This is a genomic window from Streptomyces sp. NPDC002888 (assembly GCF_042888465.1).
Lineage (GTDB): Bacteria > Actinomycetota > Actinomycetes > Streptomycetales > Streptomycetaceae > Streptomyces.
In genome coordinates this window covers 68,876-90,505 of record NZ_JBIAPU010000040.1, presented here as the reverse complement: position 1 = coordinate 90,505, position 21,630 = coordinate 68,876, and the positions used below count along the sequence as shown (strand labels likewise).

General features: G+C 71.5%; 16 protein-coding genes, 4 tRNA genes, 1 other RNA gene and 1 pseudogene. 10 read left to right on the top strand and 12 right to left on the bottom strand.

Features of this window, described 5'->3' with window-relative positions:
- Window positions 1-217: 217 nt before the first annotated feature.
- Genes ACFYWX_RS43150 through ACFYWX_RS43140 form a run of 3 tightly spaced genes read right to left on the bottom strand, consistent with a single transcriptional unit; the run spans window position 218 to window position 3,143 of the window.
- A complete protein-coding gene (locus tag ACFYWX_RS43150) occupies window positions 218-1,516 on the bottom strand; it encodes an SNG1 family protein (RefSeq protein WP_389430792.1) in 1,299 nt (432 codons plus the stop codon).
- Complete coding sequence (locus ACFYWX_RS43145) at window positions 1,513-2,637, bottom strand: 4Fe-4S binding protein (protein ID WP_389430791.1); 1,125 nt, start codon at window positions 2,635-2,637, stop codon at window positions 1,513-1,515. The genes ACFYWX_RS43150 and ACFYWX_RS43145 overlap by 4 nt, the downstream gene beginning before the upstream one ends.
- A gap of 35 nt (window positions 2,638-2,672) precedes the next feature.
- Window positions 2,673-3,143 carry a hypothetical protein gene (locus tag ACFYWX_RS43140; RefSeq protein WP_389430789.1) on the bottom strand — a complete coding sequence of 157 codons (471 nt, stop codon included), beginning with the start codon at window positions 3,141-3,143 and terminating at the stop codon, window positions 2,673-2,675.
- 107 nt (window positions 3,144-3,250) lie between these two features.
- On the opposite strand from ACFYWX_RS43140, the pseudogene ACFYWX_RS43135 reads away from it, so the two are divergent.
- Window positions 3,251-3,517, top strand: a pseudogene (locus ACFYWX_RS43135) (ATP-binding protein); the annotation flags it as partial.
- Window positions 3,518-3,924: 407 nt separating this feature from the next.
- On the opposite strand, the gene ACFYWX_RS43130 reads toward ACFYWX_RS43135, so the two are convergent.
- Window positions 3,925-4,012 (bottom strand) — tRNA-Ser (locus ACFYWX_RS43130).
- A 72-nt stretch (window positions 4,013-4,084) separates the two neighbouring features.
- On the opposite strand from ACFYWX_RS43130, the gene ffs reads away from it, so the two are divergent.
- From ffs to ACFYWX_RS43100, 6 genes are all read left to right on the top strand, one after another.
- Window positions 4,085-4,183, top strand: an RNA gene (gene ffs, locus ACFYWX_RS43125) — signal recognition particle sRNA small type.
- Between the two features lie 41 nt (window positions 4,184-4,224).
- Window positions 4,225-6,774: a DNA polymerase III subunit gamma and tau gene (locus tag ACFYWX_RS43120; RefSeq protein ID WP_389430787.1), complete on the top strand. Its 2,550-nt coding sequence runs from the start codon at window positions 4,225-4,227 to the stop codon at window positions 6,772-6,774.
- Window positions 6,775-6,981: 207 nt separating this feature from the next.
- Complete coding sequence (gene purD / locus ACFYWX_RS43115) at window positions 6,982-8,235, top strand: phosphoribosylamine--glycine ligase (RefSeq protein WP_389430786.1); 1,254 nt, start codon at window positions 6,982-6,984, stop codon at window positions 8,233-8,235.
- Between the two features lie 283 nt (window positions 8,236-8,518).
- Window positions 8,519-10,486 (top strand): hypothetical protein, encoded by a 1,968-nt coding sequence (locus ACFYWX_RS43110; RefSeq protein ID WP_389430784.1) that lies wholly within the window; start codon window positions 8,519-8,521, stop codon window positions 10,484-10,486.
- Window positions 10,487-10,760: 274 nt separating this feature from the next.
- Window positions 10,761-12,254, top strand: a complete 1,494-nt coding sequence (locus ACFYWX_RS43105; RefSeq protein WP_389430783.1) for a N,N-dimethylformamidase beta subunit family domain-containing protein — start codon at window positions 10,761-10,763, stop codon at window positions 12,252-12,254.
- Window positions 12,255-12,325: 71 nt separating this feature from the next.
- Window positions 12,326-13,225 carry a phosphoribosylaminoimidazolesuccinocarboxamide synthase gene (locus tag ACFYWX_RS43100; RefSeq protein WP_389430782.1) on the top strand — a complete coding sequence of 300 codons (900 nt, stop codon included), beginning with the start codon at window positions 12,326-12,328 and terminating at the stop codon, window positions 13,223-13,225.
- A gap of 43 nt (window positions 13,226-13,268) precedes the next feature.
- Here the strand turns inward: ACFYWX_RS43100 and ACFYWX_RS43095 are convergent.
- The 8 genes from ACFYWX_RS43095 to ACFYWX_RS43060 all read right to left on the bottom strand — a co-directional run bounded on the left by ACFYWX_RS43095 (window position 13,269) and on the right by ACFYWX_RS43060 (window position 17,890).
- Window positions 13,269-13,341: transfer RNA gene (locus tag ACFYWX_RS43095), tRNA-Gly, on the bottom strand.
- A 23-nt stretch (window positions 13,342-13,364) separates the two neighbouring features.
- A complete protein-coding gene (locus ACFYWX_RS43090; RefSeq protein ID WP_389430781.1) occupies window positions 13,365-13,973 on the bottom strand; it encodes a response regulator in 609 nt (202 codons plus the stop codon).
- Complete coding sequence (locus ACFYWX_RS43085; protein ID WP_389430780.1) at window positions 13,970-15,232, bottom strand: sensor histidine kinase; 1,263 nt, start codon at window positions 15,230-15,232, stop codon at window positions 13,970-13,972. Before ACFYWX_RS43085 ends, ACFYWX_RS43090 begins: the two co-directional genes overlap by 4 nt.
- A gap of 56 nt (window positions 15,233-15,288) precedes the next feature.
- Window positions 15,289-16,095 (bottom strand): ABC transporter permease, encoded by an 807-nt coding sequence (locus ACFYWX_RS43080; RefSeq protein ID WP_389430778.1) that lies wholly within the window; start codon window positions 16,093-16,095, stop codon window positions 15,289-15,291.
- Window positions 16,092-17,084 carry an ABC transporter ATP-binding protein gene (locus ACFYWX_RS43075; protein ID WP_389430777.1) on the bottom strand — a complete coding sequence of 331 codons (993 nt, stop codon included), beginning with the start codon at window positions 17,082-17,084 and terminating at the stop codon, window positions 16,092-16,094. The genes ACFYWX_RS43080 and ACFYWX_RS43075 overlap by 4 nt, the downstream gene beginning before the upstream one ends.
- 136 nt (window positions 17,085-17,220) lie before the next feature.
- Window positions 17,221-17,293 (bottom strand) — tRNA-Gly (locus tag ACFYWX_RS43070).
- Between the two features lie 80 nt (window positions 17,294-17,373).
- Window positions 17,374-17,445: transfer RNA gene (locus ACFYWX_RS43065), tRNA-Gly, on the bottom strand.
- Between the two features lie 127 nt (window positions 17,446-17,572).
- Window positions 17,573-17,890 carry an Lsr2 family protein gene (locus ACFYWX_RS43060; protein ID WP_389430776.1) on the bottom strand — a complete coding sequence of 106 codons (318 nt, stop codon included), beginning with the start codon at window positions 17,888-17,890 and terminating at the stop codon, window positions 17,573-17,575.
- A 349-nt stretch (window positions 17,891-18,239) separates the two neighbouring features.
- Between ACFYWX_RS43060 and purS the strand changes: the two genes are divergently transcribed.
- The 3 genes from purS to purL are packed head-to-tail and all read left to right on the top strand — an operon-like array spanning window position 18,240 to window position 21,459.
- On the top strand, window positions 18,240-18,503 hold the full coding sequence (gene purS / locus ACFYWX_RS43055) for a phosphoribosylformylglycinamidine synthase subunit PurS (RefSeq protein WP_007383088.1): 264 nt from the start codon (window positions 18,240-18,242) through the stop codon (window positions 18,501-18,503).
- Entirely contained in the window at window positions 18,500-19,204 is a 705-nt protein-coding gene (gene purQ / locus ACFYWX_RS43050; RefSeq protein WP_389430775.1) for a phosphoribosylformylglycinamidine synthase subunit PurQ, read from the top strand. Before purS ends, purQ begins: the two co-directional genes overlap by 4 nt.
- Window positions 19,201-21,459, top strand: coding sequence for a phosphoribosylformylglycinamidine synthase subunit PurL (gene purL / locus ACFYWX_RS43045; RefSeq protein WP_389430774.1), 2,259 nt, complete (start codon window positions 19,201-19,203; stop codon window positions 21,457-21,459). The genes purQ and purL overlap by 4 nt, the downstream gene beginning before the upstream one ends.
- Window positions 21,460-21,630: the final 171 nt, after the last annotated feature.

Genomic DNA, 21,630 nt, shown 5'->3' with positions numbered 1-21,630 from the left:
TGCTCGGGCCAGTCAGGCCGGTCAGGCCGACCGGGCTCCTCGGGCCCGTCGAGGGGGGCGCGGGGGGGGGGGGGGGGGGCCCGGCCCCGGCGGGGCGCCCCCCCCCCCCCCCCCCCCCCCCCCTGGGGGGTGGGCGCGCCTGTCGTCCCCGGCGACGCGCACACATCGGGGCCACTCCGAGTAATGGCCCCGTCCTGGGGTGTGGGGGCGCCCTCCGCTAGGCCGGGAACGCGGTCTTCTCGGGCGTCGTCTCCACCGGGATGCGATGCAGCCCCTTGCGGTCGTACCACCCCAGCACGCCGAAGCCGAACAGTGCGGCCGCCACGAGGCCGGCGGCCATCATGACCCAGCCTCGGGTCAGACCCGCGTCGCCCTGGGCGTCGTAGTAGAGGATCGAGCGGATGCCGCCGGTGATCTGCCGCAGGGGCTCGAACTCGGCGAGGAAGCGGTAGAAGCCGGGCAGTGCCTCGATGGGGGTGGTGGCCCCGGCCGTGGGTACCGCCATCCCGATGAAGACCAGCGTGACCACCAGCATGCCGGGCGTGCCGAAGACGGCGAGGAGAGTGAGCGCGCCGATCCCGGTGACGGCGATGGCGCACACCGAGTACAGCCACAGCAGGGGCAGGTGGGAGGCGTCCATGCCCATGATGCCGACCGCGCCGGCCATGACCAGGGTTCCCATCAGCAGGGACAGTCCGGCCATGAGGGTGCTGCTGATGGTGAGGGTCTGCACCCGGGTGGCTCGGATCAGCGGGCGGTGCAGGCGCAGGGGGCCCATGTCGTTGTGGGTGTAGCCGAGGGCGTGGTCGACCTGGCCGCTGATGACGTTGGCGGAGAGCATGCCGACGACCACGAGGGTGAGTGCGTAGTAGAACGCCGTCATGCCCAGGCCGCTGTGCGCGTCGAGGGGGTGGCCGTCCTCGACCGTGACGGCGGCCGGGTCGGTGAGCAGGACGCGTGCCGCTGCGGGCAGCTTCGCCTGCGCGGTCCCGATCTGGGCGGTCAGCTCCTTGCCCACTTGGAGCGAGGCGTTCTCGGCCGCCTGGGTCGTCGCCGTCCGGGCCAGGCCGGAGCCCATGCTGCCGGCGGACTGGTTGGTCAGCACCGTCAGTGTCGGGCGGGCCGGGGGCCCGTCGGGCGCGGTGCCGGTCAATGCGGTGGTGGCTGAGGTGAAGTCGGCGGGCACGACGAGCGCGCCGAACAGCTTGCCCTTGCCGAGCTCCTCCTTCATCTCCTTCTCGTCCATCACCTTCCAGTCGATCCTGTCCCCGCTCGCGGTCGACTTCTTGATCGACTCGGTGATCCGAGCCCCGAGGTTGACCTGCTCGCCTCCGACGGCGGCTCCCTTGTCGGCGTTGACCAGGCCGACGGGCAGCTTGGTCAGGTGATCGGCCGGATCGATGTTGGCGCCGACGTAGAACACGGCGAACAGCAGCGCGAGTACGCCCGTGATGACGCCGTTCGCGATCCACAGAGGCTTGGCGCGCAGGACGCGGAAGGGGTGAATGCCACTCATGACGTACGTGTCTCTCGGTCGGTGGACGCGGAGCGTTTCGCCGGGGGCTGCCAGCCGCCGGTGACTTCCTTGACGGGCTTGTGGGGGAAGCGGCGCCGGGCGTACTCCTGCGCGTGGGAGCCCGGCAGGACGTACAGGGTTTCCTTCTTGTCCTGGAGCGGTCGCAGCACGGTGTCCATGAACGTCTTGCGGTCGTCCAGGTACGGGCCCAGGACGTCCTCTCCGGCGGGGCAGACGGCCAGGCAGTAGCCGGACTTGTAGCCGGGCGGCGAGCTGAGGCTCTGCCACATGGAGGCGCTCTCGGAGTCGGTGACGCGGGAGCGGTAGTCGGCGGCGTCCTCGCTGTCGGCCACGGTCTGCGCCCAGTCGGTGAACCCGCTCATGAACTCGCGGTAGTTGTGCGTGGTGCAGGCCAGCGCGTCGAAGGCGCCGTCCTTGGCGATGGCGCCGACCGGGCAGGCGGCGATGCACAACTTGCAGTCGATGCAGGGGTTGTAGTCCAGCGCCTGCCCGTACTCGCTCACCTCGGCGTCCACCAGGACGGTCACGAGCAGGACGAAGCTGCCGAACTTCGGGTGGATGACGTTGCGGTGCAGGCCCATCACGCCGAGCCCGGCGGCCACCGCGACCGTCTTGTGCGCCACCACCCAGATCCGCTCGCTGGGGAAGCGGTCCATCTCCTGGGGGAAGCCGACGGAGGGATTGAGCGCGCGGTAACCGGCGTCCTGGAGCGCCTGGGTGACGCTGCGGGCGGCGTGGTTGGCTTGTTCGTCGGTCTGGTGGAACTCCTGGTTGGCCACGCTGCGGGCCGGGGAGCGGCAGTTGTCGCGGTTCATCCGGACCGCCATCGCGATCAGGGTGCGGGTGCCGGGCAGCGCGGACTGTGCGTGCTCCCGCTCGCCGACCAGGTCCGGGTGGTCCAGGCTGACCGCGGCCGCGTCGTCCGCACCGGCCGCCAGGCACAGCTCGCGCAGCCAGGCCGCGTCGATCACCGCCGGCGGGCTCGCGACGTCACCGGCCCCGCGCCGGGCGAGTACGGCCTGTACTGACGGGTGGGCGGCCAGCTTCGCCGGAAGCCTGGGACCCGTCGGTTGCCCCTCGGTGTTGCGCGCGGCAGTCATCGGTGCTCCTGTCGATTCGGGTTCGAGACTCGCCTTCACAGCGAGAAACCGATCAGTTTCACCACCGTAAACTGATCGGTTTCCACATGCAAGCCCGAGCTGCGAGCCGCCCTCGATCTGCCCCCGCTGTCCTTCCGGCCGAGGGGTCCAGCCGGTGTTATGGACAGGGTTTGCAGCTGTCCGTTGTCCACACCGCCGCTGAAACCGGGGTGGTCACGTCCTACCGGTCGGCTGCGGAGCGGTCGGTGGTCGCGACCCAGGAGGTGAGGAGGGGCGGGGCGGTCGGTGGTCGCGACCCAGGAGGTGAGGAGGGGCGGGGCGTTGTGGGAGGGGGTGCCTGGTTCGGCGGTCCAGACCACGAGCTGCCGCACGGGGTCGTCGGCGCAGGACAGGGCATCCCAGTCGAGGGTGAGGTCGCCTGCGATCTGGTTGGCCATCCCTGCGCCCTCCAGGAACACGAGCCGGAAGCTGCTGAGTCGAACAGCGACATCACTCTCCTCGCCCACCTGCACAACTGAACCCCCGGCCGGAGAGCCGACCGGGGCGTTACGAGACCCACGGCGCACCCCGGAGGGGAGCACCCTCCCCTGAACGCGGATGAACCACCGACGGCAACGCACGCAAGTACGCACCCGGCCCGTGCCTGCTGACGCTGGAAGTCAGCGGCGGCTCGGTGGAGGTGACCATGTGAGACAGCAACCCGACGCCGCCGGCGATCCTCGCGCCCGACCCGTTGCGGATTGGCCGGCACGGGCTGGAGATCGTCATGGCGGTCGGCCAGAGCTTCCCGGTCCACCGCGAACCCGTGGGCAAACGGATCACCACGGCGATTGTGCTGGCCGACGATCCCGGCGGGGACGTCACCGGCCGCCGGCTGTGACGGCTGTCGCCGTACCTGGCCGCTTTCCCGCGCCGCCTCCTGCACGGAGACGTACCCGGCGGGGGAGTGTGCTGGCGGGCGAGCAGGGCAGGCGCGCGTATGCGGCCTCCACCGCCCAATGGCTTCCGGCGTGCTCGCGGCGGGCCCGCCCTGTGGACCGGGGCTCGACTTGGTTGACCAGCTCGGCGAGGGCTGGAACCTTGATGAGGTCCACGCCTTCGAGGAGGGCGGTCTGCCACGGCGACTGTGGCGGGTCACCCAGACCGTGCCACGGTGACGAGGAACGGTGAACCAGATCACTGTTCACCACGGTCCGCCCCGGTCCAATCACCGCAACTGAGACCACGCACGACGAAGGGCCCCACCGCAAGCGGTGGGGCCCTTCGACATCGTGCCCGGTGAGGCACTGGCGGAGGATACGAGATTCGAACTCGTGAGGGGTTGCCCCCAACACGCTTTCCAAGCGTGCGCCCTAGGCCTCTAGGCGAATCCTCCGCCGGAAACATTACATGACCGAGGGGAGTGCTCGCGAACTCGTTCCTGGCCGTCGGCATCGGGTACTGTTTGGGCAGCCCCTCACGCGGCGCTATCTGACTGAACTCCCCCAGGGCCGGAAGGCAGCAAGGGTAGGTTGGCTCTGGCGGGTGCGTGGGGGGCGCTTGCGTGCGCGGCCCGCTTTGTCAGTGGTCGCCTATAACCTCGTAGGCGTGTCGTCTCTCGCGCTGTACCGCCGTTATCGCCCGGAGTCGTTCGCCGAGGTCATCGGGCAGGAGCATGTCACTGACCCACTGCAGCAGGCGTTGCGGAACAACCGGGTCAATCACGCGTACCTGTTCAGCGGTCCGCGTGGATGCGGCAAGACGACCAGCGCGCGGATCCTGGCCCGCTGTCTGAACTGTGAGCAAGGTCCCACGCCGACGCCGTGCGGCGAGTGCGAGTCCTGCAAGGACCTCGCGCGCAACGGGCCCGGCTCCATCGACGTCATCGAGATCGACGCCGCCTCGCACGGTGGTGTGGACGACGCCCGTGACCTGCGGGAAAAGGCATTCTTCGGGCCCGCCCGCAGCCGCTACAAGATCTACATCATCGACGAGGCCCACATGGTCACGTCGGCCGGCTTCAACGCGCTGCTCAAGGTCGTCGAGGAGCCGCCGGAGCATCTGAAGTTCATCTTCGCCACGACCGAGCCGGAGAAGGTCATCGGGACCATTCGGTCCCGGACCCATCACTACCCGTTCCGGCTCGTGCCCCCCGGGACCCTGCGGGACTACCTCGGCGAGGTGTGTCAGAAGGAGGACATCCCCGTCGAGGAGGGCGTGCTGCCGCTCGTCGTGCGGGCCGGTGCCGGGTCCGTGCGTGACTCCATGTCCGTCATGGACCAGCTCCTCGCGGGTGCGGGTGCGGACGGTGTGACGTACGTCATGGCCACGTCCCTCCTCGGCTACACGGACGGGTCGCTGCTCGACTCCGTGGTCGAGGCCTTCGCCACCGGCGACGGATCCGCCGCCTTCGAGGTCGTGGACCGGGTGATCGAGGGGGGCAACGACCCCCGGCGGTTCGTCGCCGACCTGCTGGAGCGGCTGCGCGACCTGGTGATCATCGCCGCCGTCCCGGACGCGCTGGAGAAGGGACTCATCGACGCCCCGGTCGACGTGCTGGAGCGCATGCAGGCCCAGGCCGGCGTCTTCGGTGCGGCCGAGCTGAGCCGCGCCGCCGACCTCGTCAACGAGGGGCTGACCGAGATGCGGGGAGCCACCTCGCCCCGCCTCCAGCTCGAGCTGATCTGCGCCCGCGTGATGCTGCCCGCGGCCTACGGCGACGAACGGTCCGTCATGGCCCGTCTCGACCGGCTCGAGCGGGGCGTCAACTTCTCGGCCGGCGGCGCGATGCCTGCCATGGGGTACGTGCCCGGTCCCGAGACGCACGGGGGAGCGGCGGCTCAGGGCGGTGCTGTGCATGGCGGTGCTGTGCCTGGCGGTGGTGCGCATGGTGGCGCTGGGCATGGTGGTGCCGCCCAGGGGGGTGCAGCCCAGGGGGGTGCGCCTGACGCCGGTGCGCCGATCCCGCCGGGAGGTGGCGCGGCTGCCGCACGGGCCGCGGTGCGTGCTTCGGGGCCGCCGGCCTCGGCGCCTGGTGCGCAGGGGACTGGGGCGGCGCCACAGCCTTCGGCTCCCGCACCTGCGCCCCAGCCTTCGGCTGCCGATCCGGCTCCCGCTCCCGTGCAGACTCCCGCCTCCGCCTCCGGCGGGGTGAACACCGATAACGACACCGCCCCCGCCCCGGCCCCCGCTCCCGCGGATCAGGGCCCGCCCGGTGCGGGTTCCGGACAGCCCCAGTCCGCCCCTGCCCCCGCCCCCGGCGCCTGGCCCACCGCCGCCGGTGCGGGCAGCGGCCGGCGGCCCGGGGGCTGGCCCACGGCGGCGCCCGCGGGCGGCGGTGGCCGACCTGCCGCTGCGCCCGCCCCGGCCTCCTCCGCCCCGGCCGCGCCCCCGGCAACCCCGTCGGCCGCGCCCGCTCCGGCCTCCGGCGCCGCCTACGCACCTCCTGCCGGCGGCCTCGACCCGCGCATGCTCTGGCCGAACATCCTGGAAGCGGTGAAGAACCGCCGCCGGTTCACCTGGATCCTGCTCAGCCAGAACGCCCAGGTCGCCGGCTTCGACGGCACGACCCTCCAGATCGGCTTCGTCAACGCCGGCGCCCGTGACAACTTCGCGGGCAGCGGCAGCGAGGACGTGCTGCGGCAGGCGCTGGCCGAGCAGTTCAACGTCCACTGGAAGATCGAGGCGATCGTCGACCCCTCGGGCGGCTCGGCACCCCCGCCGACCGGGGGCTACGGCGGAGGCGGCGCCCCGGGTGGCCAGGGCAGCGCGGGTGGTCAGGGAGGCCATGGCGCCTCGGGCAGCTACGGCGGTTCGGGCGGCGGTGGCTACGGCGGTTCGGGCGGTGGCTACGGCGGTTCGGGCGGTGGCTACGGCGGTACGGGCGGCGGCGGTACGGCCGCCCCGCGCCCGGCGTCGGCCCAGTCCGCGTCCGCCGCCTCAACCTCATCGGCCTCCGCGCCGACTCACGCCTCCACCTCCGGCGCCGCTCCGGCACCCCGCCCATCCGCCGCGCCCGAGCCGCCGCCTCACGTCTCCATCGAGGACGACATCCCCGAGGACGACGACCCCGACCTGAACGAGTCGGCCCTCTCCGGGTACGACCTGATCGTGCGGGAGCTGGGGGCGACGGTGGTGGAGGAGTTCACGAACGAGTAGCCGACGGCAGCGAAGGGCCGACGGCCACAACACCCCGCCTCCACCCCCGCACCCGCTCCCGCCCCAACACCCCACACCCACCCCCCATTTGCCCCGCCCCGCCCCCACGACTCCTCGCCCCCTTTGGAGAAACCCACAATCCCCCTACCCCCGCCCCTTCGGAAGCCCGCACAAACCCACCCCTGCCCTGCCGTTAGGCTGACCCCCGTGAAGGTCCTCGTCATCGGCAGCGGCGCCCGCGAACACGCCCTGTGCCGTTCCCTGTCCCTCGACCCCGCCGTGACCGCGCTGCACTGCGCCCCCGGCAACGCCGGCATCGCCGAGGTCGCCGAGCTGCACAAGGTCGACGCCCTCGACGGCAACGCCGTGTCCGAGCTCGCCACGCAGCTCGGTGCCGACCTCGTCGTCGTAGGCCCGGAGGCACCCCTCGTCGCCGGGGTCGCCGACGCCGTGCGCGAGGCGGGCATTCCGGTCTTCGGGCCGTCCGGGGAGGCCGCGCAGCTCGAGGGCTCCAAGGCGTTCGCCAAGGACGTGATGGCCGGGGCCGGCGTTCCCACGGCCCGCTCCTATGTCTGTACGACGCCGGAGGAGGCTGCCGAGGCCCTCGACGCCTTCGGCGCTCCGTACGTCGTCAAGGACGACGGTCTCGCGGCCGGCAAGGGCGTCGTCGTCACCGACGACCTCGACGCCGCCGCGGCCCACGCCGCCGCCTGCGAGCGGGTCGTCATCGAGGAGTTCCTCGACGGACCCGAGGTCAGCCTCTTCGCCGTCACCGACGGCGAGACGGTCGTCCCGCTCCAGCCCGCCCAGGACTTCAAGCGGGCCCTCGACGGCGACGAGGGCCCGAACACGGGTGGCATGGGTGCGTACTCGCCGCTGCCCTGGGCCGACCCGAAGCTGGTCGAGGAGGTCCTGGAGACCGTCCTGCAGCCGACCGTCGACGAGATGCGCCGCCGCGGCACCCCCTTCTCCGGCCTGCTCTACGCCGGCCTAGCGATCACCAGCCGAGGCGTCCGCGTCATCGAGTTCAACGCCCGCTTCGGCGACCCGGAGACCCAGGTCGTCCTGGCCCGCCTCCGCACCCCGCTCGCCGGTCTCCTGATGGCGGCCGCCACCGGCACGCTCGCCCACCTGGAGCCCCTGCGCTGGAGCGACGACGCGGCCGTCACCGTCGTCGTCGCCTCGCACAACTACCCCGCCACGCCGCGCACCGGCGATCCGATCACCGGCCTCGACGAGGTGGCCGCCGAGGACGCCCCGCACGCGTACGTCCTGCACGCCGGGACCAAGCGCGACGGTGACGCCGTCGTCAGTGCCGGCGGCCGCGTCCTCTCCGTGACGGCGAACGGCGAGAACCTCACCCAGGCCCGCGAACGGGCGTACCGCGCCGTCGCGCGCATCCGCCTGGACGGCTCCCAACACCGTACGGACATCGCGGCGAAGGCGGCGGGAGCTCAATAGGGCCGCCGCCCCGATGAACCCGACAGGCCCCGAATCCGTCTCTGGATTCGGGGCCTGATCCTTGCCCAGCGTCATCCAGCTCTCCCCAAAGCCATTCCATCGAGTGACCGCTATCCCATACGGCTGACGTGGGGCGGAGCCCCAACTAGGGTGCGGCGCAAGCATTCCGGCACTTGGCCCACCGGCATTGCGATGTCAGTCGTGGGTGCCACAGTGGGGGAGTGAGCAACGCCAGGAAAGCGCCAGGGAAAGCGCCAGGACGGCAGGGGGGTGAGGTCGGGTCGTGACCGGCATCGGGATGGAAGCGGGGGCACAGGCAGCGCGCGCCCGGGCCCTCGCCGTGCTGCGCATCCGCAGCCACGCGCTGGCCGTAGCCCTGCTGCCCGCGGCCGCCGCCGTGATCCTGCTCGCCGGCGGTTCCACAGGCCACCTCGTGGGCCCGGGCTGGGACGTCGCCCGCTGGGCGGTGTCCGTGGTGGCGGTCGTCGTGCTGGTCGCGGCCGGTGTCATCGCCCTGGTCGTCGCCCGCTCCCGCCCCGCCGTGAGCCCCACGGTGCCGATCGCGGAACAGGCGGCCCCCGATCTCTACCGGCTGGTGCGCGACCTCGCCGACCGCCTCGACGTGCCCGCCCCGTCCGCCGTGGCGCTCACCCCGGACTGCGACAGCTGGCTGGAGGACCGCACCCACCGCGCCCATGGCCCACCCCCGCCCGAGCATCGCGACGAGGTGGCCGCGGGGCGCCACTCCCACCGCCGTACGGTGGCGGCGCCCGTCCTCGTCATCGGCTCACCCTTCCTGTGGTGGATGCGCGTCGGCGAGCTGCGTGCCGTCCTCGCCCCGGTCGTCGCCGGTACGGGACCGTCGGCGCACCCGGACATAGCCGCCGCGCGCCGCTTCGTACGGGGCCTGGACGCGGCGGTGGCCGTGGCCTCGACGCAGGGCCGTTGCCCCCTGTTCCGCTCGGGATGCGCGGGCATCGGCTGGGTGGCCCGCCTGTTGCTGCGCAGCTGCCGAGTGCACGCGGCCGAGATGGAGCGGGGTGTGGCCGTCGCGGCCGCCGAGCGTGCACAGGCTGTGGATTACGGGCTGCGGATCGTCGCCCAGGAGCAGGTGGGCCTGGCCTACGCGGGCTGGGACCGGCTGCTCACACGCGTCGCGCTGCCCGCCTGGCGGATGGGCCGCTGGCCCTCCCGGCTGGACGCGGGCGTCGTGGCCGCGCTGACCGAGCTGTCCCGCCGCGACCGGCTGGCCGAGGGATTCGCCTCCCGGCTGGGCGAGCGCCCCGCCTGCGACCTGCTCGAAGAGCCCGGCGCGATCGACGAGGCCGCCTCGCTCCTGGCCGCCCGTCTCTTCCACGGCGGGCCCGCCGAGACCGGCCCCGACTGGTCCCCGGTCGACTGGCAGGAATATCCGGAGGAGGTCGTCGACCGCAAGTGGCGCACCGACGCCGCCCGCCTCCACCGCGTCCTCGACAACCTCGGCGTCCGCCGCTACCAGGACCCCACGACCCCGGGCCCGACGAGCCCGGACCCTACGGTCCCGCAGCACTCGACCTCGGACACCGACGGCCCCACCCTCTCCCGAGTCCTGGACCACCTCACGGGCTCCACCCATCCTCCGGAGCCGCACGGCGAGCCCGCAGGGCCTGCCGAGCTCCACGGCGAGCCCGCCGGGCCTGCTGAGCTCCACGGCGAGCCCGCCGCACCCACCGAGCCGCACAGCGAGCCCGCCGCACCCACCGAGCCCCACAGCGACCCCACCACCACGCTGCCCCCCACCCCCACCCCCGTCTCCACCCGCACCCTCACCGAGGCCCCCGAAGACGACCCGCCCCCGCCCAACCCCCGCAGCGCAGCCCTCGCCGCCCGTCTCACCGCCGAGATCGCCCGCGAGGAATCCGCCTCCGCCCCACAGGAAGCCGTCCCGCCCGCCCCCGGCCAGGGCAGCCCCGAAACCGCTCTCTGGGACGACGGGACGCTCCCCCTCTTCCCGCTCCAGCCCCCACGCACCCCCCGCGAGCTCCTGGCCGACCACGTCACGGCGATGGTCTGCTGCGCCGCGATGGACACCGCCGGCGCCACCCCTGGCCTGGACTGGCTCGATGGCCCCTCCCTCCTGGTCAACGGCGAGAGAACCACCGACCTGGCCCCCCGGGTCCTCAGCCTGATAGAGGACGGCGACCCGACCCCGCTGCGGGCCTGGATGGTCGAACTGGGCATACGCCCGGAGAAGCCGGTACGGCTCGTGTAACGGCCTCGTGCAACGGCCTTGGGCAACGGCCTCGTGCGACCGCCCCCTGACCGGACCCCCCGATTCCACTTTCGGTCAATTCGCAACGAATAGTGACAGCATGCGTGCGTTATGTGATGTGCTGGGACCGATCGCGCACATGGCAAGGGCTTACGACATAGGCCACGCACGCACATGCACACGAAAGCCGCACGCCAGACACGTGCGAGGCGTGCGCAGCGCACGCACGACGCATGGGCACGAGACACACGGGGGCACGAGGGAGGGGAGCACCATGGGGGCGCAGCAGATCCGCCGCTGGGAGTCGGGGGCCCTGGCGCACGCCGTGACGGACCCCTTCGGCCAGGGTCCCGTCCCCTGGCTGCGCGGCACCGAGACGTACTTCGGCGACACCGGCCAGGTCGTCCCCTGGTACGTCGAGCCGACTCCGGACCAGTCGCCCGCAGCCCCCAGGATCCCGGCCCCGCGCGCCGCCACGGGAGGCCCCCGCTCGGCCGACGACGTCCGCCGCCAGATCAAGGGCTTCGCCTCCACCGGCGGGGTGGCTCCCGGCGAGGCCATCGACTTCCACGTCACCGTCGACCCGCCCCAGGAATTCAGCGTCGACATCTACCGCATCGGTCACTACGACGGCGACGGCGCGGCAAAGATCACCACCAGCCCGCGCCTGTCCGGCATCGTGCAGCTCCCGCCGCTGACCGCCGACCGCACGGTCTCCTGCCACCACTGGTGGCTGTCCTGGCGGATGCAGATTCCCTCGTACTGGAGCCTCGGCGCGTACGTCGCCGTGCTCACCACCGCCGACGGCTACCGCTCCCACATCCCGTTCACGGTCCGCGACAACCGCCCGGCCGACCTGCTCCTGCTGTTGCCCGACATCACCTGGCAGGCCTACAACCTCTACCCGGAGGACGGCCGCATCGGGGCCAGCCTCTACCACGCCTGGGACGAGAACGGCCGCCTCCTCGGCGAGGCCGACGCCGCGACCACGGTCTCCTTCGACCGCCCGTACGCGGGCGCCGGCCTCCCGCTGCACGTCGGCCACGCCTACGACTTCATCCGCTGGGCCGAGCGCTACGGCTACGACCTCGCCTACGCCGACGCCCGTGACCTGCACGCCGGCCGCGTCGACGCCACCCGCTACCGCGGCCTGGTCTTTCCCGGCCACGACGAGTACTGGTCGAACGCCATGCGCCGGACCGCGGAGCTCGCCGTGGAGAACGGCACGTCGCTGGTCTTCCTCTCCGCGAACACCATGTACTGGCAGGTGGAGCTCGGGCCCTCGCCGTCCGGTGTCCCCGACCGCTTACTCACCTGCCGCAAACGCAAGGGCCCGGGCAAGCCGCTCCTCTGGCGGGAGATCGACCGCCCCGAGCAGCAACTCGTGGGCATCCAGTACGCGGGCCGTGTCCCCGAGCCCCACCCGCTGATCGTGCGCAACGCCGGCCACTGGCTGTGGGAGGCGACCGGCGCGCACGAGGGTGACGAGATCGCGGGCCTGGTCGCAGGCGAGGCCGACCGCTACTTCCCGCGCGCCCCGCTCCCCGCGCATGAGGAACGCGTCCTGCTGGCCCACTCCCCGTACACCGACGGCGACGGAGTCCTGCGCCACCAGGAGACCTCCCTCTACCGCGCCCCCTCCGGCGCCCTGGTGTTCGCGGCCGGAACCTTCGCCTGGTCCCCGGCCCTGGACCGCCCGGGCCACGTGGACCCACGCGTCCAGCGCGCCACAGCAAACCTCCTGGACCGCATCTGCAAACGCGACTGACCCCCTGTCCTCGAGCAGCCGCCCCGGTACGGGAGAATCGACGTACTTGGACAGAACCACGGGGAGGAACCGTGTCCGGATTCGTTGAAAAGCCCGAGCCGCTCCAGGTTCCGGGTCTGGTGCATCTGCACACCGGCAAGGTGCGCGACCTGTACCAGAACGAGGCGGGCGACCTCGTGATGGTCGCCAGCGACCGCATCTCCGCCTTCGACTGGGTGCTGCCGACCGAGATCCCCGACAAGGGCCGCGTCCTCACTCAGCTCTCCCTGTGGTGGTTCGACCAGTTCGCCGACCTGGTCCCCAACCACGTCCTGAGCACCGAGCTGCCCGCCGACGCCCCCGCGGACTGGGCCGGCCGCGCCCTCGTCTGCAAGTCCCTGCAGATGGCCCCCGTGGAGTGCGTGGCCCGCGGCTACCTCACCGGCTCGGGCCTGCTCGAGTACGACGAGTCCCGCACCGTCTGCGGCCTCGCCCTCCCCGAGGGCCTCGTCGACGGCTCCGAGCTGCCCGCCCCGATCTTCACCCCGGCCACCAAGGCTGCCGTCGGCGAGCACGACGAGAACGTCTCCTACGAGGAGGTCGCCCGCCAGGTCGGCGCAGACACCGCCGCCCAGCTGCGCCAGGCGACCCTCGCCATCTACGCCCGGGCCCGCGACATCGCCCGCGCACGGGGAATCATCCTCGCGGACACGAAGTTCGAGTTCGGCTTCGACGGGGAGACCCTCGTCATCGGCGACGAGGTTCTCACCCCCGACTCCTCGCGCTTCTGGCCGGCCGACCAGTGGCAGCCGGGCCGCGCGCAGCCGTCGTACGACAAGCAGTTCGTGCGGGACTGGCTGACCTCGGCGGAGTCCGGCTGGGACCGCAAGAGCGAGCAGCCCCCGCCGCCGCTGCCCGAGCGGGTCGTCGAGGCCACCCGAGCCAAGTACGTGGAGGCGTACGAGCGGCTGACGGGCACGAGCTGGTCGTAGGACACGAAGAAGCCCCCCGGCAGAAGCCGGGGGGCCGATTCAGAGCGGACGACGAGGCTCGAACTCGCGACCTCAACCTTGGCAAGGTTGCGCTCTACCAACTGAGCTACGTCCGCGTTGCGCCGTGGCGCGAGAGCAACTATACCCAACCTCGCTCTCGGGCGAGTCGCACCGCAGCGTGCCGGTTCTCCGCCCCCAGCTTGGAGACGGCCGAGGAGAGGTAGTTGCGCACGGTCCCCTGGGACAGCGCGGCCCGCTCCGCGATCTCCGCGACGGGCGCCCCGTCGGCCGCGAGCTCCAGCACCTCGGCCTCACGGGCGGTCAGCGGGGAGTCACCGGCGGAGATCGCGTCGGCGGCCAACTCGGGGTCGACATAACGGTTTCCCGCGTGGACCGTGCGGATGATCTCGGCGAGCCGCTGCGCGCTGACGGTCTTGGGGACGAACCCGCGCACACCCGCGGCAAGCGCCCGCTTCAGGTGCCCGGGCCGGCCGTGACTGGTGACGATGAGCGCCTGGCAGGCGGGCAGTTCCGCCCGTAGGGATGTGGCGACCTTCACACCGTCGGCGCCCGGCATCTGCAGATCGAGGACGGCGACGTCGGGTGCGTGCGCCCGCGCCATCGCCAGGGCCTCCGGGCCGGTGGCCGCTTCCGCGACGATCACCAGGTCGTCCTCCAGGGACAGCAGCGCGGCCAGTGCGCCCCGGATGAGGTGCTCGTCGTCGGCGAGCAGCACCCGCACGGTCACGAGGCCACCTCCGCCGACGCCAACGGCACTTCCGCCACCAGCCGGAACACCCCGGTGTCCGTCGGGCCCGCCACCAGCGTCCCGTCCACCGCCGCGAGCCGTTCCCGCAGCCCCGCGAGCCCCGAGCCACCACCCCCACCGGGCGAGGCGGCCACCCCGGCCACCCCAGTCACCCCAGCCACCCCGGCTACCCCAGCCACTCCATCGTTCTCCACCGTCAGCACCACGTGCCCCTCCGTCACCTGTAGCCCCACCGAACACCGACCGGCGTCCCCGTGCCGCAGCACGTTGGTCGTCGCCTCCCGCACCACCCAGGCGAGCGCCGACTGCACCTCGCCCGGCAGCCCCACCGCCTCCCCGGTCACCTCGCAGCTGATCCCGGCCGCCGTCAACACACCCTGCGCACCGGCGAGTTCGACGCCCAGATCGGCGTCCCGGTATCCCCGTACGACGTCCCGCACCTCCCGCTGGGACTCCTGCGCGATCCGCTGCACCTCGATCATCTGCTCCACCGCCTCGGGGCGACCACGGCGCGCCAGCTGCACGGACAGCTCGCTCTTCAAGGCGATGACGGCCAGGTTGCGCCCCATCACGTCGTGCAGATCCCGCCCGAACCGCAGCCGTTCCTCGGCGACGGCGAGCCGGGCGCGCGTCTCGCGGGCCTCGTCGAGTTCGAACACGGCGTTGAGGAGCCAGACGGAGAAGATCGAGGTGAAGGCGAGCAGCCCGCCGCCGAGCAGCACCATCAGCGAGGTGGCGAACACCGTGAGCGCGGTCATGCCCAGAGCGAACGACACGAGCCCCAAGCCCGCCGCGAAGCCGGCGACGATCGCGAACACCCGGCGCCGGCTGCGGACGCCGAGCGACATGACACCGGTTCCGAAGAGCAGGACGACCCCGTAGACCCCGCCGGCCGCGCCGTCGACGCCGTCGGCGTCGGGGCCGTGTTCCGCGACCGTGACCGCCGCGACGGCGATCACCGCGGTGATGACGCCCAGTGTCCACACCATCCGGACCGGCTGCTCACGAAGCCCGCGCGTCCAGTCGAGGGCCACCGAAGCGGTCATCGCGCACGCGGTGGCGTGTAGGCACATCATCAGCAGGAGCATGCCCGCGAGCCGCGGCTCCACCTGCCCGAAGAGTTGCAGCCCGAGCGCGGCGACCTCCATCACCGCGAAGAAGTGGAACGTCCAGCGGGTGTACCACTCGACCTTCGCCGGTGTGCTCTTGCTCCGCCACCAGCGCCCTGGCCCGCCCATGTTCCCGTGCTCCCCGTTTTCCCCGAAGTCCCCGAAGGCCCCGACGTTCCCGTGCGTCAGCGCCGTGGCTCCCACCGGAACCACCGCCGTACAGCAAACACCGCGATCACGGTCCAGGCCAGCGCGGTGGCCAGGGCGCCCAGCGCCTCGTACGCCGACAGGCCGCCGGTCCAGCCGCCGCGCACCAGGGTGACGACCGGCGACAGCGGCAGCAGTTCGCACACCGAGGCCACGCGGTCGGGCAGCATCTCCAGGGGGACGGCGACACCGGAGCCGATCATCGACACCAGCGCCATCGGCATCGTGGTGACCTGCGCGCTCTCCACGGTCCGGGTCAGACCGGCGGTGACCGCCGCGAGGCCCGCGCACATCACCAGGCCCAACAGCAGGCCCAGAACGGCGAGATGGGGCGCCTCGGGCGCCGGGACGTCGAGGAGGACCGTGCAGGCCACCGCGAGCAGCAGGGACTGTACGAGGCCCGTGGCGACGGCCGGCAGCGCGGCCCCGGCGAGGATCTCGGCGTCCCGCAGCTCACCGGTGCGCAGCCGCTTCAGCACGAGCTCCTCGCGCCGGGCCGTGTAGACGCCGACCAGCGGGCCGTACACGGCGAACAGCAGCGAGAAGCCGATCGCGGCGGTCAGCAGCACGAGACCGACGCTGAGCCCGACGTCCTTCACGCCCTGCTCGTCGATGACCGACCGCAGGCTGAACGGCAGCGCCAGCGGCACGAGCAGGGCCCCGACGAGCGCGCCCTTGCTGCGCCCGAGCAGGGTCAGCTCGGCGCGCGCCAGGGCGGCCATGCGCCCGGCGGGGGTGGTGACGGTCCGCTCGGCGGGGGTGGGGACAGCCGTCGTGCCGCTCATGCCACGTGCTCCTTCTTCTGCGGCGACTGCGCCGACTGCTCGAACTTCTCCCGCTCCGCCCCGGACGCCTCACGCGCGATCCCCAGGAACGCCTCCTCCAGCGACGCCGACCGCACGTCCAGCCCGCGCAGTTCGACACCCGCCCGCTCGGCCCACACGAGGACCGCGGTGGCCGCCCGCTGCAACTCCCGCGTCCGCAGCCGTACGACCCGGCCGTCCACCTCGTGCCCGACGACCCCCAGTTCGCCGAGCGGCGGCAGGTCGCCGAGGAAGTACCCCTCGGGCAGTTCGAAGGCGATCCGGGACGGCTGGGCGGCGGTCACCTCGGCCGGGGTGCCGGCGGCGGCGATACGCCCCTCGTGGAGGATCGCGAGCCGGTCCGCGAGGCCCTCCGCCTCCTCCAGGTAGTGCGTGGTCAGCAGCACCGTCGTGCCCGCGTCCCGCAGGGTGCGCACCAACTCCCAGGTGTCCCGGCGCCCTTCCGCGTCAAGACCGGTCGTCGGCTCGTCCAGGAACAGCACCTCGGGCTCCCCGAGCAGCGCGAGCGCGAGGTCCAGGCGCCGCCGCTCACCCCCGGACAGCTGCTTCACGCGTACGTCGGCCTTCCCGGCGAGCCCGACCAGCCCCAGGGCCTCCTCGGTGGGACGCGCCCCGCTGACGCAGCTCGCCCACATCCGGGCGGTCTCGGTGACGGTCAGCTCGGAGGGGAAGCCGCCCTCCTGGAGCATCACGCCGGTGCGCGGCCGGACGGCGGCCCGCTCGGTGTACGGGTCGTGGCCGAGGATCCGTACCCGGCCGCCGGCCGGCTGTGCGAGTCCCTCGAGGAGTTCGACCGTCGACGTCTTGCCCGCGCCGTTGGTGCCCAGCAGCGCGAAGATCTCCCCGCGGCGCACGGAGAAGCTGATTCCGCGCACCGCCTCGAACTCGCCCCCGTACACACGCCGCAGGTCAGTGACCTCAATCACGTGTTCGTGTTCGTTGGTGTTCATGCCTCAAGCGTCCCGGCGCCCCGGGCCCGACAGCAGTGCGAGCTGTCACCACTCCCCATGACAAATGTCAGGTGGACGCTCGAACGGGGGCGCACGAAAAAACCCCCGGTCCAGAGGACCGGGGGTTTCATTCCTGAGCGGACGACGAGGTTCGAACTCGCGACCTCAACCTTGGCAAGGTTGCGCTCTACCAACTGAGCTACGTCCGCATTGCCTCCGACCGGCTCTCACCGATCGGCGCGGGCACCAGCCTACCTGATCCACAACAGTGGTCCGGACGGCGATGCAGAGCGGGTGACAGGAATTGCACACTGCGCCTTCCCCCTGGAAGGGGGATGTTCTACTACTGAACTACACCCGCATGTACTCCGTGGGCTGGGCTTTTTCGGCCTCGCCCCTCGGCGTGCTCCAGACTCTAGCTGACCAGGAGGGGTGCAGCGCAAGTCGGTTGTTCCGAGGGGCGGGTGACCGGCCGTCGGCCCGGGGGCTCACCGCGCGTCGGCGAACGCCTCGTAGACCTTCTTGGGGATGCGCCCGCGCGCGGGGACGTCCATCTTGTTGGCCTGGGCCCAGGCCCGGACGGCAGCCGGGTCGGGGGCGACCTCCGTCTGCTTGTAGGCCCTGCCGGACTTCGACCGCTTGCGGCCGGCCTCCACGTAGGGCGCGAGCGCCTTACGCAGTTTCTTGGCATTGGCTTCATTCAGGTCGATCTCGTACGACTTGCCGTCGAGTCCGAAGGCGATCGTTTCCGCCGCTTCCGAGCCGTCGATGTCGTCAAAGAGAGTGACCACGACCTTCTGCGCCACGAATATCGATCCCTTCGCGCGGCATCTCCGCGTTGACGTGCCAGGACGCGTCAAGACGTGTCGGAGATGCCGACTGTCAGCCTGTTATTGGGCAAAGTATCGGCTATTGCCAATTCATTTGTACAGTGCCCGGCATTGCAATGTGAAGCCCGACTAAATCTGCTGGCGTGTCCCGGCGCAATAGGTATGGCGGGCGGGACAGGGATCTTTCCCTGAACTTTTCGTGAAGGGCACCCTAAGATGCCTGATCGTGATGGTCATCACGTAGATTCCTACAACTCTACCCGCGTAGAAATTTTGTGCGGGTAGTCTGAAGGAACCTGCTCAGCACCACACACCGGGAGTGCCAGTGGCACGCGTCGTAGTCGACGTCATGCTCAAGCCGGAGATCCTCGACCCCCAGGGCCAGGCGGTGCAGCGCGCGCTGCCGCGCCTGGGTTTCGACGGCATCTCGGACGTACGTCAGGGAAAGCGATTCGAACTGGAAGTTGACGGACCGGTCGACGAGGCCGCGCTCGCCCGCATCCATGATCTTGCGGAATCCTTCCTCGCCAACACCGTGATCGAGGACTTCACCGTCAAGGTGGAGGAAGTCGCGGAGGCCGCGAAGTGACCGCTCGTATTGGCGTCGTCACTTTCCCGGGCAGCCTCGACGACCGGGACACGCAGCGCGCGATCCGCCTCGCCGGCGCCGAACCGGTCGCCCTCTGGCACAAGGACAAGGACCTCCACCAGGTCGACGCCGTGGTGCTGTGCGGTGGTTTCTCCTACGGCGACTATCTGCGCGCCGGAGCCATCGCGCGCTTCTCGCCGGTGATGGAGCCCCTCATCGAGCAGGCGAAGGCCGGACTGCCGGTCCTCGGCATCTGCAACGGCTTCCAGATCCTCACCGAGGCCCACCTCCTCCCGGGCGCGATGCTCGGCAACGACCACCTCCACTTCATCTGCCGCGACCAGAAGCTGCGGGTGGAGAACGCGGAGACCTCCTGGACCACCGACTACACGGCCGGCCAGGAGATCCACATCCCGCTGAAGAACATGGACGGCCGGTACGTCGCCGACGAGTACACGCTCGACAAGCTGGAGGCCGAGGGGCGGGTGACCTTCCGGTACCTGGTCCGCGGCGAAGCCGCTGACGGATACGGCAACCCGAACGGCTCGCTCCGCGACATCGCCGGCATCAGCAACGAGGCCGGCAACGTCGTGGGCCTCATGCCGCACCCGGAGCACGCCGTGGAGCCGCTCATCGGGTCCGGCCGCACCGACGGCCTCCCCTTCTTCACCTCGATCCTCAAGAAGCTGGTCAACGCATGAGCCGGACGCCTCTGGACACGGTCGAGCACGCGGCCGCGACCCCCGACGTCGAGCTGCCCTGGGCCGAGCTGGGCCTGAAGAAGGACGAGTACGAGCGGGTGGTGGAGATCCTCGGCCGCCGCCCGACCGGCGCCGAACTCGCCATGTACTCGGTCATGTGGTCCGAGCACTGCTCGTACAAGTCGTCGAAGGTGCACCTGCGCCAGTTCGGCGAGAAGGCCCCGCAGTCCGACGCCCTCCTCGTCGGCATCGGCGAGAACGCGGGCGTCGTCGACGTCGGCCAGGGCTACGCGGTCACCTTCAAGGTCGAGTCGCACAACCACCCCTCCTACGTCGAGCCCTACCAGGGCGCGGCCACGGGCGTCGGCGGCATCGTCCGCGACATCATCGCGATGGGCGCGCGGCCGGTGGCCGTGGTCGACCCGCTGCGCTTCGGCGCGGCCGACCACCCCGACACCAAGCGCGTCCTCCCGGGCGTCGTCGCCGGCATCGGCGGCTACGGCAACTGCCTGGGCCTGCCCAACATCGGCGGCGAGGTCGTCTTCGACGCCTGCTACCAGGGCAACCCGCTGGTCAACGCCGGTGCCATCGGCGTCATGCGGCACGAGGACATCCACCTCGCGAAGGCGTCCGGCGCGGGCAACAAGGTCATCCTGTACGGCGCCCGGACCGGCGGCGACGGCATCGGTGGCGCGTCGATCCTGGCGAGCGAGACCTTCGACGACGCCAAGCCCTCCAAGCGCCCGGCCGTCCAGGTCGGTGACCCCTTCCAGGAGAAGCTCCTCATCGAGTGCACCCTGGAGGCCTTCAAGGAGAAGCTGGTCGTCGGCATCCAGGACCTCGGCGCGGCGGGCCTGTCCTGCGCGACGAGCGAGCTGGCGTCGAACGGCTCGGGCGGCATGCGCGTCACCCTCGACGACGTACCGCTGCGCGACTCGACGCTCTCGCCCGAGGAAATCCTCATGAGCGAGTCGCAGGAACGCATGTGCGCGGTCGTCGAGCCGGAGAAGGTCGACCGCTTCCTGGAGATCTGCGAGAAGTGGGACGTCATCGCCACCGTCATCGGTGAGGTGACCGACGGCGACCGCCTGGAGATCTACTGGCACGGCGGCAAGATCGTCGACGTCGACCCGCGCACGGTCGCGCACGACGGCCCGGTCTACGAGCGCCCGTACGCCCGCCCGTCCTGGCAGGACGAGCTCCAGGCGGACGACGCGAACAAGCTGCCGAGGCCGTCGTCGGGCGGGGAGCTCAAGGACCAGGTCCTGAAGCTGGTGGCCTCTCCCAACCAGGCCTCCAAGTCCTGGATCACCTCCCAGTACGACCACTTCGTGCAGGGCAACACGGTCCTCGCCCAGCCCGAGGACTCCGGGATGATCCGCATCGACGAGGAGACCGGCCTCGGTGTCGCGATCGCGACGGACGGCAACGGCCGGTACGCGAAGCTGGACCCGTACCACGGCGCCCAGCTGGCCCTCGCGGAGGCGTACCGCAACGTGGCGACGACCGGCGCCAAGCCGCTCGCCGTCTCCGACTGCCTGAACTTCGGCTCGCCCGAGGACCCGGCGGTGATGTGGCAGTTCGCGGAGGCCATCCGCGGCCTCGCCGACGCCTGCCAGCAGCTGGGCACCCCGGTGACCGGCGGCAACGTCTCCCTCTACAACCAGACGGGCGAGGTGGCCATCCACCCCACCCCGGTCGTGGCCGTCCTCGGCGTCATCGACGACGTGGCCCGTCGCACCCCGGTCGCCTTCCAGGAGGAGGGCCACCTGCTCTACCTCCTCGGCGACACCCGTGAGGAGTTCGGCGGTTCGGCCTGGTCGCAGGTGGTCCACGACCACCTCGGCGGTCTGCCCCCGCAGGTCGACCTGGAGCGTGAGCGCCTGCTCGGCGAGATCCTCATCGCCGCCTCCCGCGACGGCATGATCGACTCCGCGCACGACCTGTCCGACGGCGGTCTGATCCAGGCCGTGGTCGAGTCGGCGCTGCTCGGCGGCAAGGGCGCGCGTCTGGTCGTACCGGACGGGCTCGACGCCTTCACCCTCCTCTTCTCCGAGTCGGCGGGGCGCGCGGTCGTCGCCGTGCCGCGCTCCGAGGAGCTCCGCTTCAACGACATGTGCGGTGCGCGCGGCCTGCCCGCCACCCGCATCGGCGTGGTGGACGGTGACACGGTCGAGCTCCAGGGCGAGTTCGAGCTGTCCCTGGAGGAGCTGCGCACGGCCCACGAGGGGACCATCCCGGCCCTCCTCGCGTAGCCGCTCGTACGACGACGAAGGCCCCGCCCGTTCCGACGGGCGGGGCCTTCACGCGTGTCGAGGTTGTGTGGGGAGACGGGCGCTGTCGGCCGCGCTGTCAGAGGCGGCTGTTAACGTCGGCAGCGATCATCGGGGGATGGGGGAGCGAGTGCGCGCGTACGTCACCGTGCT

What these genes read in the sequence shown, in the direction of transcription:
- ACFYWX_RS43150 (WP_389430792.1), bottom strand. Translation starts at nt 1,516, where the DNA reads ATGAGTGGCATTCACCCCTTCCGCGTCCTGCGCGCCAAGCCTCTGTGG.
- ACFYWX_RS43145 (WP_389430791.1), bottom strand. Translation starts at nt 2,637, where the DNA reads ATGACTGCCGCGCGCAACACCGAGGGGCAACCGACGGGTCCCAGGCTT.
- ACFYWX_RS43105 (WP_389430783.1), top strand. Translation starts at nt 10,761, where the DNA reads ATGGGGGCGCAGCAGATCCGCCGCTGGGAGTCGGGGGCCCTGGCGCAC.
- ACFYWX_RS43085 (WP_389430780.1), bottom strand. Translation starts at nt 15,232, where the DNA reads ATGGGCGGGCCAGGGCGCTGGTGGCGGAGCAAGAGCACACCGGCGAAG.
- ACFYWX_RS43080 (WP_389430778.1), bottom strand. Translation starts at nt 16,095, where the DNA reads ATGAGCGGCACGACGGCTGTCCCCACCCCCGCCGAGCGGACCGTCACC.
- ACFYWX_RS43075 (WP_389430777.1), bottom strand. Translation starts at nt 17,084, where the DNA reads ATGAACACCAACGAACACGAACACGTGATTGAGGTCACTGACCTGCGG.
- purL (WP_389430774.1), top strand. Translation starts at nt 19,201, where the DNA reads ATGAGCCGGACGCCTCTGGACACGGTCGAGCACGCGGCCGCGACCCCC.